The sequence below is a fragment of the uncultured Microbulbifer sp. genome (genome assembly GCF_913055755.1).
In the GTDB taxonomy this organism is placed as follows: domain Bacteria; phylum Pseudomonadota; class Gammaproteobacteria; order Pseudomonadales; family Cellvibrionaceae; genus Microbulbifer.
In genome coordinates this window covers 1-14,501 of sequence record NZ_CAJXKH010000012.1, presented here as the reverse complement: position 1 = coordinate 14,501, position 14,501 = coordinate 1, and the positions used below count along the sequence as shown (strand labels likewise).

Sequence of the window (14,501 nt, the reverse complement as noted above, 5' to 3'; positions counted from 1 at the left end):
CGGCTGTAACCGGCCACCGGTTGCGCTGAAATTCTTTGTGCGTGTTGGGTGTCGCTTGAGAGTCCGGTGAGTGGCGCTTTAGCGGCGCGCGGCCATCATCTCGATAAACTGGTCGAACAGCGGCGCCACATCGTGGGGACCGGGGCTCGCTTCGGGGTGCCCCTGGAAGCTGAACACTGGCTTATCTTTCAGGGCAATCCCCTGCAGGGTGCCGTCGAACAGCGACTTGTGGGTAATTTCCACATTCTCCGGCAGGGAGTCGACATCCACCGCAAAGCCGTGGTTCTGGGCAGTGATCATCACCTTGCCACTGCGCAGGTCCTGTACCGGGTGGTTGCCACCGTGGTGACCGAATTTCATCTTGGCAGTCTTGCCGCCTACCGCCAGGCCCAGCAGCTGGTGCCCCAGGCAGATGCCGTAGGTGGGCAGGCCGGTATCGAGGATTTCCTTGATCGCGGCAATGGCGTAATCACAGGGCTCGGGGTCACCGGGGCCGTTGGACAGGAAAACGCCGTCCGGCTTCATCGCCAGCACTTCAGACGCCGGGGTTTCCGCCGGCACCACGGTGATATCGCAACCGCGGTCCACCAGCATGCGCAGGATATTGCGCTTGACGCCATAGTCGTAGGCCACAACCTTGTAGGGCTGCGCCGCCGGCGCCGGCTTGTGGCCCTGCCCCAGTTCCCAGGTGCCCTCGTTGAAGTCGTACTTCTGTTTGGTGGACACCACCTTGGCCAGGTCCATGCCCTTGAGCCCGGCAAACTCCCGCGCCTTGGCCAGTGCCGCGTCCTTATCAATATTCTCGCCGGCGACGATGCAACCACTCTGGGCACCCTTGTCCCGCAGGATGCGGGTCAGGCGGCGGGTGTCGATATCGGCGATGCCGACGATGTTGCGCGCCTTGAGGTAATCCTCCAGAGACTGCTCGTTGCGGAAGCTGCTGGCCAGCAGCGGCAGGTCGCGGATCACCAGGCCGGCGGACCAGATCTCAGCGCACTCTTCGTCTTCGCTGTTGGTACCGGTGTTGCCGATATGGGGATAGGTGAGAGTAACGATCTGGCGGGCATAGGATGGGTCGGTCAGGATTTCCTGATACCCGGTCATGGAGGTGTTGAATACCACCTCGCCTACGGTTGAACCTTCGGCACCAATGGCGCGGCCGTGAAATTCACTGCCATCGGCGAGCACCAGCAAAGCCGGGGTAGTGCTGGGCATCAGGGATTCCGGCGTGGGAACAGCGTTGTTCAATTCAATCTCCAGTCGTCAGAACAGCTTCCGGGCGGGTTGCGAGAGCGCGGGCGGCACCGGGCCGACAGGGACCGGCGCCTGGAGGTAGAAGCGCCTCCGGCACCGGGACATCTCCCGGCACTTTGGCAACTTCTATAAAAAAGCGAGATGAAACGCTTGCTTCATCTCGCTTTTTTATGAATTTATTCACGCGCGGCTCTCAGTGTGTGGCCGGCGCTTGCCACCGGCTCTAGCTGGGTTGGAAAGCCACCTTCCGGCGCCGGACCGGTATCGAAACATGCTCGATCGGCGCGGTTTACTTCGGTGGGACCTTTCCAAGCCGGGCGCAGATTCTACGGGAAAATGGCCGCGGCCGCCAGTATAAATATACGCCAACCGGGTAAAAATCCGCCGCGCCTCAATTGATCTGACGGCTCAATCTGAACAGGCTGCTGCCCTCTTTCAGTTCCGCGCGGTCGAGGCGGGTCTTGTTCAGCTGCAGCGCCATGTTGCTACCGCTACCGGCAAACTCCACCATGCCTCCCAGCAGCACGAAGCGCTCGGTATCGCTCACGGTCAGCACCGGGAAAAACTCCAGCGCACTGATCGCCTTGGCCAGGCTGGCGCGGTCCATCCCCTCCATCACCACAATCTGGCAGCTGCGCGCGCGCATCAGTTCGCCACCGTTGACCTTCTCCAGCGCGACCATGCGCCCCTGGATCCGGTGGCGGTGCAGCCGCTCATTCAGGGGAGCCACCAGCTCATCCTCTCCCATCACGCAGATACGGAAAGGGGCGCCACTGCCATTAAACACCTCGATGGGCCACTGCAGGTGGTGGGCGAAGTGCACGATGTAATCCACCATCACCTGGCGCCGCACATCGCCGCGGGTCGCCTCCTCAGCCGGCGCGGGCAGCGCCGCCAGACACAGCAGCAGCGCCATCCAGATAGCGGGCAGGCGACCGGGAGCAGATGTCGGGGAAGGCGCTACATTCAACTTCAGCATGGCGGCGATCGTTATAGGGATGTAATCCCGCACAGAGCGCGGGGCCACTTCAAAGGGTAGTACCGCCGCCGCCCGGCCACCAATGGCGGCCCGACAGGCGCACGCCAGAAAATCAGGCGCACGCCAGGAGCCCCCGGTCACCCGACCGGGGTCACAACATCAGTCGCCCGCCGGTTCCTTGGGAGGAATCGTCGGGCGCCATTTGAGGGCCTTTTCGATCGCCATGATCATCGAGCCCGCCACATCCTTGCGGGTGGCACTTTCGATACCCTCCAGCCCCGGCGAGGAGTTGACCTCCAGCAACAGCGGGCCCTTCTTGGAGCGAATGATGTCGACGCCGGCGACCTTCAGCCCCAGGACCTTGGCGGCCTTGATCGCCAGCTTGCGCTCTTCCGGAGTGACCTTGACCACCGAGGCAGTACCGCCCTGGTGGATATTGGCGCGGAACTCTCCCGGCGCGGCCTCGCGCTGGATTGCCGCCACCACCTTGCCGTCGATCACAAACAGGCGCAGGTCCTTGCCTTGGGCCTCGCGGATAAACTCCTGCACCAGCAGGTTGGCCTTCAGCGACTTGATCGCATTGATCACCGACTCCGCCGCCTTGCGGGTTTCCGCCAGCACCACACCGCGGCCCTGGGTACCCTCCAGCAGTTTCACGATCAGCGGTGCGCCGCCCACCATGTCGATCAGCTCGTTGGTATCCATGGGCGAGTTGGCGAACCCGGAAATGGGGATATTCAGCCCGCCTTCCTGCAACAGCTGCAGCGAATACAGCTTGTCACGAGACTGGCTGATGGCCGCGGAGCCGTTCAGCGCATAGACCCCCATGCTCTCAAAGTGCCGGGTCAGGGCGCAGCCGTAAAAGGTCATGCTGGGGCGGATGCGCGGGATGATCGCATCCAGGTTGTTGAGGATGCGGCCATCGCGGTAGTGCACCGCGGGCTCGGCGGAATCCAGCTTCATATAACACTGGCGGATATTCAGGAAGGTCATGCGGTGGCCGCGCTCGGCCCCCGCTTCCATGATCCGCTGGTTGCTGTAGAGATCCGGGTTGGACGCCAGCACGCCGATACGCAGGCCGGTGCCGGACATATGGTGCTCGTCCCGGTAGAACTCTTCCAGCTGGCTGGGGGGAAGTTCCCCCAGGCAGAAGCTCTCGGACGGATCCACCAGCATGCGCCCCATCATGGCCTCGCGGCCCAGCAACATGCGGTAACCCATGGTGTCGCGGTTGGTCAGGGTCAGTTCGATATCCCAAACGCTGCCGCCGATACTGAGACTGGTCTTGATGACAAAACGCTTTTCCGCGTCGCCGGAGGAGCTGCGCACCGTGCGCCGATCCAGCAGGCGCGCCTCGCAGCGCACCCGCGGGCGGCGCAGGTTCTGCAACGGGTGCGCCTCGAAACTGACCCACGCCTCGCCACCGCGATTGAAGGTCTGGATGTTGTACGCGTGCAGCGAAGATGTCTTGGCGCCGGAGTCTACCCGCGCTTTGATTGCAGGCACGCCCAGCCCGGGCAGGCCGCACCACTCTTCACTACCAACAATGAGTTTTTCCACCAATTAAGGCTCCAGATCAGATTAGGTTCTGTTATTTAAGCGCAAGAACATCGCGCATATCGTAATGTCCGGCGGCGCGACCGTTCAACCAGGCCGCGGCGCGCACCGCACCATTGGCAAATGCCAGGCGGCTGCTGGCCTTGTGGGTGATTTCCACCCGCTCGCCATCGGCAAAGAAACTGACGGTGTGCTCACCCACCACGTCGCCACCACGCACGGTAGCAAAGCCGATGGTTTCCCGCTCGCGGGCACCGGTCTGGCCCTCGCGGCCGTATACCGCAACCTTCTGCAGGTCGCGTCCCAGGGTTTCCGCCACCACTTCGCCCATGCTGAGCGCGGTGCCGGAAGGCGCGTCTACCTTGTGGCGGTGATGGGCCTCGACAATCTCGATATCCACCTCGTCCCCCAACACCCGCGCGGCGGTTTCCAGCAGGTTGAAGCACAGGTTCACCCCGGTGGAGAAATTGGAGGCAAAGCACAGTGGGGTCTTGTCCGCCGCACTCAGCATCTGCACCTTCTGCTCGGGATCAAATCCGGTGGTGCCGATCACAATGCCCTTGCCATTGGCGGCACAGTACGCCGCGTTATCGATGCTCACCTGGGGGGCAGTAAAATCGATCAGCACATCGAAATCCGCCTGCTCCAGGCTGTCGACAATCGCCAGCCCGTTGCGCCCGGTGCCCGCCACCTCGCCGGCATCCGCACCCACCAGGGAAGAGCCGGGGCGCACGATGGCCGCGGACAGTTGCGCCTTGCCAGACTGTTGCGCCAGCTTGAGTGCTTCCGCCAGGGCCCGCCCCATGCGCCCGCCAAATCCGGTTACTGCCACTTTTATTGCCATTGTTTCCCTCCTGGTTACGGCTAGTCGATAGGGGTACTGCTGTAGCGGGCCGCTGCGACCCGCAAAGGCGCGGATTCTACCCCGTATTTCCCGGGCGGGAATACTGATAACGGATTTAGTGGAAGCGCGGCCCGCGCGCAACTGACTGGCGGGGATTTCTTGCGCAGGCACCGGCCTCAACTAGGCTTTTAATATCGCAATGATTGGAGCGCCAAGCATGCAGTACGAAGCCCGCGAGCCATTCTGGTCCTCTTTTTCCGCCGCCCTGTGCGCCCTGCTACTTTACACCTTCGTCTCCACCGGCCACGGGGCCACATCAAATGATGATTTCTGGGAGAAGTATGCGGATGTTAGCAACTGGGCAAGCATACGGCTCAAGTTGACGCCGGAGCAGGAGGCCAAGGCGCTGCCCATTCTGGAAAAGAATTTTGACAGGAAATTGCAGGTACTGGAGGAGTTCGGCTTTACCGATCAGAAGACCCCCAAGCTCACCGAGCAGCAACTGGAACAGATTGACGCCAAGTTTATCGCCATACGCGCGGAAACACGGGCGGAAATGGCGGCGATTCTGAACGCCGAGCAGCTCGAGGAGCTGAAAAAAATCCAGAGGGAATACCACGAGGAGTTCCGCGCGCGCATTCCCAAGATCTGACGGGCTCAACCCGCTGTTTCGCTTTCCCACAACCCAAAAGCCCGGCTGAAGAGCCGGGCTTTTGGGTACTGGCGCAGTAACAGGTCAGCAGGTTACAGCTTCATATCGCCGAAGAAGTTCTTCACCCCTTCAAACCAACCGGTCTGCCGCGGAGAATTTTTCTTCTCGCTCAGGGTGCCGGCGAATTCCTCCAGCAGCTCTTTCTGTTTGCCGGTCAGGTTTACCGGTGTTTCCACCACTACCCGGCACAGCAGGTCGCCGGGGGCGCCACCGCGCACCGGGGTCACGCCCTTGCCGCGCAGGCGGAACAGCTTGCCGGTCTGGCTCTCCGCGGGAATCTTCAGCTTGACCTTGCCGTCCAGGGTCGGCACTTCCATTTCACCACCCAGCGCCGCGGTCACAAAACTGATCGGCACCTCGCAGTAGAGGTTCTTGCCGTCGCGCTGGAACAGCTCGTGCTCGCGCACCATTACCTGCACGTACAGGTCACCTGCGGGTCCGCCATCCGGCCCGGCTTCACCTTCGCCGGCGAGGCGGATGCGGTCACCGGTATCGACACCGGGCGGCACCTTCACCGACAGGGTCTTGGTCTCTTCCACGCGGCCGCGACCGTGACAGCTGGTGCAGGGGTCACTGATCACCGTGCCGCGACCGCGACAGTTGGGACAGGTCTGCTGCACGGAGAAAAAGCCCTGTTGCATGCGCACCTGGCCGGCGCCGCCACAGGTGCCGCAGGTCTGGGGCTTGGAACCGGCCTTGGCGCCGGAGCCGTGACAGGTGCCACAGTTGGCCAGGGTCGGCACCTTGATCTTGACGGTGGTGCCGCGCACCGCGTCTTCCAGGTCCAGGTCCAGGTCGTAGCGCAGGTCGGAACCGCGCTGGGGACCGCGGCGGCCGCCACCGGCGCCGCCACCAAAGATATCGCCGAACACATCACCGAAGATGTCAGAGAATCCGCCGAAGCCACCGGCACCCGCGCCGCCGGCCTGGCCGTCCACACCGGCGTGGCCGAACTGGTCGTACGCCGCCTTCTTCTGCGGGTCGGACAGGACTTCGTAGGCCTCGTTGGCCTCCTTGAATTTATTCTCAGCCTCTTTGTCGTCAGGGTTGCGGTCCGGGTGGTATTTCATCGCTACCCGGCGGTAGGCCTTTTTCAGTTCCTTTTCATCCGCGCCTTTGCTGACACCGAGGACTTCGTAGTAATCGCGTTTGGACATAGCTCTGTGTGTTCTTCTCAAACTGCATAAGGCGCGAGAGCCCTGTGCGAACCCCCGCGCCTTCTGAAGCCCCGCGGCTGGCCGGCGAACGGCAACCGCAGGGTTGGGTCAGACAGTAATTACTTACTTGTCTTCTTTCTTGTCGTCTTTGACTTCTTCGAACTCGGCGTCCACTGCGTCGTCACCGCCACTCTGACCACCAGAACTGGCCTGCTCGGCCTGGTCTGCGGCCGCTTCGCCGGCCTGGGCCTGCTCCGCGTACATCTTCTGCGCTACCGGGCCGGAGGCTTCGGTCAGCTTGGTGGTGGCGGCTTCCATGGCAGCCTTGTCGTTGCCCTTCACCGCTTCCTCGGCTTCCGCCAGGGCGGCGTCGATCGCGGCTTTTTCTTCCGCAGTCGCCTTGTCACCGGCTTCTTCCAGGGTCTTCTTGGTGGCAGAGATCAGGCCGTCGAGGGTGTTGCGGGTGGTGACCAGCTCCTCGAACTGCTTGTCCGCTTCGGCGTTGGCCTCGGCGTCCTGCACCATTTTTTCGATCTCTTCATCGGACAGGCCGGAGGAGGCCTTGATCACGATGGACTGTTCCTTGCCGGTGGCCTTGTCTTTGGCGTGCACGTGCAGGATGCCGTTGGCATCAATATCGAAGGTCACTTCGATCTGCGGCATGCCGCGCGGCGCCGGCGGGATGTCGGCCAGGTCGAAACGACCCAGGGACTTGTTCTGTGCCGCCTGCTTGCGCTCACCCTGTACCACGTGAATGGTCACGGCAGTCTGGTTGTCATCCGCGGTGGAGAAGGTCTGGGACTTCTTGGTCGGGATGGTGGTGTTCTTGTCGATCAGCGGAGTCGCCACACCGCCCATGGTTTCGATACCCAGGGTCAGCGGGGTTACGTCCAGCAGCAGTACGTCTTTCACGTCACCGCCCAGTACCGCACCCTGGATGGCAGCGCCAACGGCAACCGCTTCGTCCGGGTTCACGTCCTTGCGCGGCTCTTTGCCGAAGAACTCGGTTACCTTGGCCTGTACCAGCGGCATGCGGGTCTGGCCGCCCACCAGGATCACTTCGTCGATGCCGGAAGCAGCGATATCCGCATCCTGCAGGGCAATCTTTACCGGCTCCAGGGAGCGGGTGACCAGGTCTTCCACCAGGCTTTCCAGCTTGGCGCGGGTCAGCTTCACCACCAGGTGCTTGGGACCGGTGGCGTCTGCGGTGATGTACGGCAGGTTCACTTCGGTCTGCTGGCTGGAGGACAGCTCGATCTTGGCTTTTTCACCGGCTTCCTTCAGGCGCTGCATGGCCAGGGGGTCGCCCTTCAGGTCGATGCCCTGTTCCTTCTTGAACTGCTCCGCCAGGTAGTCGATCAGGCGCAGGTCGAAGTCTTCACCACCGAGGAAGGTGTCACCGTTGGTGGACAGCACTTCAAACTGCTTCTCGCCGTCGACGTCGGCAATTTCGATGATGGAGATATCGAAGGTACCACCGCCCAGGTCGTATACCGCGATGGTGCGGTCGCCACCGGCCTTGTCCATGCCGTAGGCCAGTGCAGCCGCGGTGGGCTCGTTGATGATGCGCTTCACGTCGAGACCGGCGATGCGGCCGGCGTCTTTGGTCGCCTGGCGCTGGGAGTCGTTGAAGTAGGCCGGTACGGTGATTACCGCGGCGTCTACCTTCTCACCGAGGAAGTCTTCCGCGGTTTTCTTCATTTTCTTCAGGACTTCGGCAGAGATCTGCGGCGGCGCTTTCTTGTCGCCCTTCACCTCTACCCAGGCATCGCCATTGTCGGCTTCAACGATGGAGTAAGGCACCATCTTGATGTCCTTCTGCACCACATCGTCCTTGAACTTGCGGCCGATCAGGCGCTTCACCGCGAACAGGGTGTTGGTGGGGTTGGTAACCGCCTGGCGCTTGGCAGACTGGCCTACCAGCACTTCGCTGTCGTCGGTGAATGCGACGATGGAAGGGGTGGTGCGGTCGCCTTCGGCGTTCTCAATAACACGGGCCTTGTCGCCGTCCAGCACTGCCACACAGCTGTTGGTAGTACCCAGGTCGATGCCGATGATTTTTCCCATTGGTTTGATTCCTCACTTTACCGTGCCCCGGGTTCGCTCCCGGCTGCACACGTTTGTATTCGGTTGCTGCTTATATTGGTGCCGCCGTTCCGATTTCAAGGGGCGCCACCTGCAGGAATTCTCTGATTGCGTTACGGCGCCTTACTGACAACCACCATCGCCGGGCGCACCAGACGGCCGTTGAGGCGGAAGCCCTTCTGGAAGACGTCGAGCACGGTATTCGGCTCCACGTCACCGTTGGGCACCTGGGTCATGGCCTGGTGCAGTTCGGGATCAAAGGGCTCGCCGGCCGGGTTGATCACTTCCACTCCGGACTTGGCCAGGGTGTCGAGGAAAGACTTGTGAGTCAGCTCGATACCTTCCACCACCGCCTTGTGCGCCTCGTGTTCACTGTCGATGGTGGAGATGGCCCGCTCCAGGTTGTCGACCACCGGCAGCAGCTCCTTGATCAGCTTCTCGACACCGAACTTGTGTGCCTTTTCCACATCCTGCTGGGCGCGGCGACGTGCATTCTGCACCTCGGCCTGGGCGCGCAGCACCATGTCTTTGTGCTCTGCCAGCTGCTGGTGCAGGGAGGCAATCTCTGCTTCCTGCGCGCTTTCACCGGTCAGTTCTTCTGCCAGCGCATCTTCCGCGTCGTGCTGCTCTTCCGCACTGGGGTTCTCTACGTGCGCCTGCTCGCCGGTTTCGGTCTGTTCTTCTTCGCTGCGCTCTTTGGCCACTGCTATCTCCGTCTGTGTCCGTCGGCCCAAGGCCAATAGGGTCAAAATTGAACAATCACGCCGGCTCCGTGCGGTGCCGGAACAGGCGATGCAGGGCTATATGGGGGCGACCTGGGGCAGTTCAAGTGATCGCGGGCCAGATACAGGCAACACATAAACCGCACAGGGTAATGTGGCGAGCGGCGGGCCACGAAACAGAATCGGGGCACATTTAGCCCGCGCAATGATTGAAAGGCCGCCGCCAAATACTGTATAAACAACCACTATTCAGATGGCCACAGAAGCTATTTCCATGTTGCTGCACCTGTCTATCAGTCAATTCACCCTGGTCGACCAGCTGGAGCTGGAGTTCGGCCCCGGTACCAGTACCCTCACCGGCGAAACCGGCGCGGGCAAATCCATCACCCTGGACGCCCTGGGGCTCGCCCTCGGCGACCGCGGCAATGCCGAGATGGTGCGCGCGGGCGCCAAACGCGCGGATATCCACGCCACCTTTGATATCAGCAGCCACGAGGATGCCCGCACCTGGCTGGAAGAGCAGGAGATGGATGCCGGCCGCGAGGTAATCCTGCGCCGCACCATCAGTGCCGACGGCCGCTCCCGGGCGTATATCAACGGCCAGCCGGTCACCCTGCTGCAACTGCGCACCCTGGGCGAACAGCTGATCGACATCCACAGCCAGCACGAGCACCAGTCGCTGCTGAAGAAAGACACCCACCGCCGCCTGCTGGACGAATATGCCCACGCCGAGAGCGCCGCGGCCGAAGTGCGCATTCACTTCAAGACCTGGCAGGACCAGTATCGCCGCTTCCGCAAGCAGGCCGACAACGCCGAGGAGACCCAGGCCCGCCGCGACCTGCTGGAGTACCAGCTGGAGGAGCTGGAGCAGCTGGGACTGAAACCCAATGAACTGGAAGAGCTCGAGAGTGAACAGCGCCAGCTGGCCAACGCCGGTGAAATCCTCAGCGGCAGCTACCAGCTGGCGGCACTGCTGAACGGCGGCGAGGGTGATATTGCAGAACAGCTGCACCGCGCCCTGCAGCTGGTGGGCGCGATGCCGGAACAGAGCCCGGCGCTGGCGGAAGTGGCGCAGATGCTCGACAGCGCGCGCATCCAGGTGGACGAGGCCGCCAGCACCCTGTCGCGGCATATCGACGGCTTTGAAATGGACCCGGAACGGCTGGCGGAAGTGGAAGAGCGCCTCTCCGCCATCTATTCCATTGCCCGCAAACACCGGGTGCAACCGGACCAACTGCCGGAACTGCAGCTGCAGTGGCAGCAGGAGCTGGAAGAAATCGGCGCCCCCGACACCCTCGACAAGCTGGAGTCTGAGTGCACGCAGCTGGAGCAGGCGTTCCGTAACAGTGCCGCCAAACTCAGCGCACTGCGGGCAACCGCCGCCAGCCAGCTGGCGGACGCGGTGAACGCGCAGCTGGCGGATCTGGCGATGCCCCACGCCCGGGTTGAGTTGGCGCTCACTGCGCTGGACAAGCCCGCTGCCAGCGGCCTGGAAGAGGTCGAAATCCTGATATCCACCAACCCCGGCCAGCCCGCCCGCGCCCTGGGCAAGATTGCCTCCGGCGGCGAGCTGTCCCGGGTCAGCCTGGCGATTCAGGTGGTCACCGCCCAGACTTCCCGCACCCCCACCCTGGTATTCGATGAGGTGGACGTGGGCATCGGTGGCGCCACCGGCGACGTGGTCGGCAAGCTGCTGCGCCAGCTCGGCGAACGCGGCCAGGTAATCTGCGTCACCCACCTGGCACAGGTGGCCGCCCGCGCCCACCGCCAGTACCTGGTGGAAAAACACAGCGATGGCGCCTCCGCTTTCGTGGCGCTGCGGGAGCTGAAAGATGCCGAGCGCAGTGCGGAAGTGGCGCGCATGCTGGGGGGCGAAGCCACCGCACAGTCCCTGGCCCACGCCGAGGAAATGCTCAGCCGCGCCTGAAGCGGCAGGTGCGCCCGGGCGGTCACAGATAGCCACCCCGGAGACCGGAATTGACCGAAAGCGGCTGTAGATTCACATTATACTGGCGCGCTTTCCATCAGAGTCGCCTCCCGTGGGGGGCGGTCGGTCCACACTACACGGTGCGGACAGTTTTTTCGGTCAGGTCATGCAAACAACCATATTCAACACCCCCATCCTTACCCCGGTCCTGCGCCTGCTGGCGGGATTGCTGCTGAAGCTTCACGGCTGGAAAGTGGTCGCGGACGAGCGCGCACTGAAGCTGAAGAAGTACGTCATGCTGGGCGCCCCCCACACCTCCAACTGGGACGGCTACTTTTTTATCCTCGCCGCCCTCAAACTCAAGGTGACGCCGCAGTGGATGGGCAAGGACAAGCTGTTCAAGTTTCCCCTGGGCGGCACCATGCGCTGGTTCGGCGGTATTGCGGTGGACCGCAGCAAGTCCAACAACCTGGTCGAGGCCACGGTAAACCAGTACAAGGCGCGGGATGCGCTGATCATCGCGGTACCGCCGGAAGGCACCCGCGGGCGCGCCGAGCGCTGGAAGACCGGCTTCTACCACATCGCCCGCGGCGCCGCGGTGCCGGTGGTGTGCGGGTTTATCAATTTCCCCAAGAAGGAAGTGGGCCTGGGCCCGGCGATGGAGATGGGGGAAAACCTGGCCAGGGAACTGGCGCGGCTGGGCGCCTTCTATGCGGACAAGATCGGCAAGTACCCGGAGCACTATACCGCGCCGGTATAAGCCCCCCGCGGGCGGCTGTTACAAACACAAATTACCGGTACAAAGTACAGACACAAAAAAGGGGAGCTCAAGGCTCCCCTTTTTATTGCTTTATTATCGCGATCGCGCGCCCGGGCGATCAGCCTTCTTTCTTCTTCACGTACAGCACCAGGCTGTGGCCGGTCAGCTCGTAACCGTGTTCTTCGGCAATCTGGTGCTGGAGCTCTTCGATCTTCTCGTTGTGGAACTCGATCACCTTGCCGGAATCGGTGCACACCATATGGTCGTGGTGGTCGCCGCGGTCCAGCTCGAATACCGAGTGGCCACCATCGAAGTTGTGACGGATCACCAGGCCGGCGCTCTCGAACTGGGTCAGCACCCGGTAAACGGTGGCCAGGCCGACATCTTCCCCGGCCTCCAGCAACATCTTGTACACATCCTCTGCACTCAGATGCTGTTCACTGGCGTTTTCCAGCAGTTGCAGAATTTTGACTCGCGGCAGGGTGACCTTGAGGCCTACCTTGCGCAGTTCCTGATTTTCGTTCGACATGAGTAATTGTTATCCGGATGTGTGTGCTCGTATTCATTTGGCCGCGCCTGTCGGCAGGCGGACAGTTCGGGTATTATCCACGCCCAGCAAAGATAGAGGAACCCCAACCGGGCAATCGGCCTGATAGCCACGCGGCAGATGGTGAGCAACCACTCACTCCCGCTGGTGCTCACCCGCGGAGGGGCCAACCCCGAATACCGCGCGGGGGCGAGATAGCCGACTTTTGTGTGGCCCCGGGGGAACTATCTCGGCAAATTGACGACTATCAGTCGATTGCCGGAACGTCTATGGTGTAGTTCAGACGGCCCGGAGGCGGCCCAGACAAATGGCAGCCTCCCCGTAAGACACCGGAAGCGGCCAACTACGGATCCCAATAAAAATTCAGATGGAGCATTCAATGCCATCAGTTGTACGAATTCTACTGATTACCGCGCTGTGCAGCCTTGCCACAGCCTGCAGACTGTTCAAGTTTCCCGGCGTGCACCGCATCCAGGTGCAGCAGGGCAACATCATCACCCAGGAGATGGTGGACCAGCTCAAACCCGGTATGACCCGCCGCCAGGTCCGCTTTGTACTGGGCACCCCGCTGCTGGAAGACACCTTCAACCCCAACCGCTGGGATTACATCAATCGCATCCGCAGCCCCAAGGGCGAAGAGACCCAGAAGCGCTTCACCGTGTATTTCAACGGCGACCGCCTGATTGAAACCAGCGGTGACTGGCAGCCCAGCGGCTGGCCCTGAATCCCGCTTTGCTGACTTTCTGACGAAGGGCGCGCGGGGCTATCCGCCCTGCGCCTGACGCTTCGCCTTCTCTGCACGCTGCCTGCGCGCCTCTTTGGGGTCGGCGATCAAAGGCCGGTAAACCTCCACCCGATCTCCCGGCTGCAATACATACTCCGATGCCACCGCCAGCCCCTTGGTCCCCAGGGCCTGGCCAAAGATGCCCAGTTTGGCAGTGGCCGGGTCGACCTCCGGGTACTCGCGGGGAATCCCCGATAGTTCCAGCGCCTGCAGGGCGGTAGTGCCTGGCTCCACCAACAGGCTCATCAGCCGCTGTTCGTGCGGCAGGGCGTACACCACCTCCACCGCAATGGTTTTCTTGTTGCTCATGGATTCTCTCCGTAAACCTGCCTGGCCCGCTCGCACATGGCATCCACCATCTGATTGGCAATACCGCTGAACAGTTTGCCCGCAGCCGCCCCCAACAACCGGTTCTGGGCGCGAAATTCCAGTGTGAACATCACTTTGCAGGCGTGCTCGGCCAGCGGGGTGAAGGTCCAGCAGCCCCTGAACTCACTAAACGGCCCATCCACCAGCACCAGCTCCATGCGCTCCGGGCGCTGGAGACGGTTACGGGTGACAAAGCTCTGACTGATCCCCGCGCGGGACAGGTCCAGGCGGGCTTCCAGGGTATCCTCGTCCCGGTGCAGGATTTCCGCCCCGCGGCAGCCAGGAAGAAATTGCGGATAGCTGCCCACGTCATTCACCAGATCAAACATCTGCTCGGCGCTGTACATGACCAGGGCGCTGCGTTCAATTTTTGTCATCGATCAAACTTTACTCATCACTCAGGGATTGCCCCACAGAGGCGGATTTCTTGCCTATCCTGTGTGGCGCGGGGCAATTTTCGCCCGCGACGCTACTCAAGGCGGATAAATCCTGCAACAATCGGCGTTTTACAGCGCCGCAGAAACCGGCATGTTGATACCCGATGGCTGCACGGCCCAGATGCCGCGTGCGGGCCACGGCAATCATTCAGACGACAAGAATAACAGGCAAGCGAGAAATCTATGTCCGCAGCTAGAGAACATTTTGGTTCCCGTCTCGGTTTTATCCTGGCCGCCGCCGGCTCCGCGGTCGGTATTGGCAACCTAGTTTCCTTCCCGGTGGCCGCCACCAAAAGTGGTGGAGGCGCCTTCCTGCTGGTGTATGCGCTGTTCGTATTCTTCATCTGCCTGCCGGTCATGATGGCGG

Annotated in this window: 14 protein-coding genes and 2 pseudogenes; 5 read left to right on the top strand and 11 right to left on the bottom strand. The window is 62.0% G+C overall.

Going from position 1 to position 14,501, the window contains the following annotated elements; genetic code table 11:
- Positions 1 to 78: 78 nt before the first annotated feature.
- The 5 genes and pseudogenes from carA to dapB form a co-directional block, all read right to left on the bottom strand.
- A complete protein-coding gene (carA, locus tag QZ511_RS04100; protein ID WP_295799433.1) occupies positions 79 to 1,215 on the bottom strand; it encodes a glutamine-hydrolyzing carbamoyl-phosphate synthase small subunit in 1,137 nt (378 codons plus the stop codon).
- Between the two features lie 430 nt (positions 1,216 to 1,645).
- Positions 1,646 to 2,233: a YfiR family protein gene (locus tag QZ511_RS04095; protein ID WP_295799349.1), complete on the bottom strand. Its 588-nt coding sequence runs from the start codon at positions 2,231 to 2,233 to the stop codon at positions 1,646 to 1,648.
- A 159-nt stretch (positions 2,234 to 2,392) separates the two neighbouring features.
- Positions 2,393 to 3,310 (bottom strand): 30S ribosomal protein S6--L-glutamate ligase, encoded by a 918-nt coding sequence (rimK, locus tag QZ511_RS04090; protein ID WP_295799430.1) that lies wholly within the window; start codon positions 3,308 to 3,310, stop codon positions 2,393 to 2,395.
- 84 nt (positions 3,311 to 3,394) lie between these two features.
- A pseudogene (locus QZ511_RS04085) lies at positions 3,395 to 3,793 on the bottom strand (RimK/LysX family protein); the annotation flags it as partial.
- Positions 3,794 to 3,824: 31 nt separating this feature from the next.
- Positions 3,825 to 4,634: a 4-hydroxy-tetrahydrodipicolinate reductase gene (dapB, locus tag QZ511_RS04080; protein WP_295799347.1), complete on the bottom strand. Its 810-nt coding sequence runs from the start codon at positions 4,632 to 4,634 to the stop codon at positions 3,825 to 3,827.
- 217 nt (positions 4,635 to 4,851) lie between these two features.
- Here dapB and QZ511_RS04075 point away from each other — a divergent pair, with 217 nt between their 5' ends.
- Complete coding sequence (locus QZ511_RS04075; protein ID WP_295799346.1) at positions 4,852 to 5,286, top strand: hypothetical protein; 435 nt, start codon at positions 4,852 to 4,854, stop codon at positions 5,284 to 5,286.
- A gap of 92 nt (positions 5,287 to 5,378) precedes the next feature.
- Here QZ511_RS04075 and dnaJ read toward each other — a convergent pair whose 3' ends face one another.
- The 3 genes from dnaJ to grpE all read right to left on the bottom strand — a co-directional run bounded on the left by dnaJ (position 5,379) and on the right by grpE (position 9,292).
- A complete protein-coding gene (dnaJ, locus tag QZ511_RS04070) occupies positions 5,379 to 6,503 on the bottom strand; it encodes a molecular chaperone DnaJ (RefSeq protein ID WP_295799345.1) in 1,125 nt (374 codons plus the stop codon).
- A gap of 123 nt (positions 6,504 to 6,626) precedes the next feature.
- A complete protein-coding gene (dnaK, locus tag QZ511_RS04065) occupies positions 6,627 to 8,570 on the bottom strand; it encodes a molecular chaperone DnaK (RefSeq protein WP_295799343.1) in 1,944 nt (647 codons plus the stop codon).
- A 131-nt stretch (positions 8,571 to 8,701) separates the two neighbouring features.
- Positions 8,702 to 9,292 carry a nucleotide exchange factor GrpE gene (gene grpE / locus QZ511_RS04060; RefSeq protein WP_295799342.1) on the bottom strand — a complete coding sequence of 197 codons (591 nt, stop codon included), beginning with the start codon at positions 9,290 to 9,292 and terminating at the stop codon, positions 8,702 to 8,704.
- A 292-nt stretch (positions 9,293 to 9,584) separates the two neighbouring features.
- Between grpE and recN the strand changes: the two genes are divergently transcribed.
- Both recN and QZ511_RS04050 read left to right on the top strand, forming a co-directional pair.
- Positions 9,585 to 11,237 carry a DNA repair protein RecN gene (recN, locus tag QZ511_RS04055; RefSeq protein ID WP_295799427.1) on the top strand — a complete coding sequence of 551 codons (1,653 nt, stop codon included), beginning with the start codon at positions 9,585 to 9,587 and terminating at the stop codon, positions 11,235 to 11,237.
- Positions 11,238 to 11,403: 166 nt separating this feature from the next.
- The gene (locus QZ511_RS04050) at positions 11,404 to 11,997 is read left to right on the top strand and encodes a 1-acyl-sn-glycerol-3-phosphate acyltransferase (RefSeq protein WP_295799340.1); all 594 of its coding nucleotides are present in this window, start codon (positions 11,404 to 11,406) and stop codon (positions 11,995 to 11,997) included.
- A 118-nt stretch (positions 11,998 to 12,115) separates the two neighbouring features.
- Here the strand turns inward: QZ511_RS04050 and fur are convergent, their stop codons facing one another.
- Positions 12,116 to 12,526 (bottom strand): ferric iron uptake transcriptional regulator, encoded by a 411-nt coding sequence (gene fur, locus QZ511_RS04045; protein WP_295799339.1) that lies wholly within the window; start codon positions 12,524 to 12,526, stop codon positions 12,116 to 12,118.
- A 397-nt stretch (positions 12,527 to 12,923) separates the two neighbouring features.
- Here fur and QZ511_RS04040 point away from each other — a divergent pair, with 397 nt between their 5' ends.
- Positions 12,924 to 13,268: an outer membrane protein assembly factor BamE gene (locus tag QZ511_RS04040; protein ID WP_295799338.1), complete on the top strand. Its 345-nt coding sequence runs from the start codon at positions 12,924 to 12,926 to the stop codon at positions 13,266 to 13,268.
- A gap of 39 nt (positions 13,269 to 13,307) precedes the next feature.
- On the opposite strand, the gene QZ511_RS04035 is transcribed toward QZ511_RS04040, so the two are convergent.
- Both QZ511_RS04035 and QZ511_RS04030 read right to left on the bottom strand, forming a co-directional pair.
- Entirely contained in the window at positions 13,308 to 13,637 is a 330-nt protein-coding gene (locus tag QZ511_RS04035; protein WP_295799337.1) for an RnfH family protein, read from the bottom strand.
- Positions 13,634 to 14,074, bottom strand: a complete 441-nt coding sequence (locus QZ511_RS04030; RefSeq protein ID WP_295799335.1) for a type II toxin-antitoxin system RatA family toxin — start codon at positions 14,072 to 14,074, stop codon at positions 13,634 to 13,636. Before QZ511_RS04030 ends, QZ511_RS04035 begins: the two co-directional genes overlap by 4 nt.
- 243 nt (positions 14,075 to 14,317) lie before the next feature.
- Between QZ511_RS04030 and QZ511_RS04025 the strand changes: the two are divergent.
- Positions 14,318 to 14,501: pseudogene (locus QZ511_RS04025) on the top strand (sodium-dependent transporter); the annotation flags it as partial.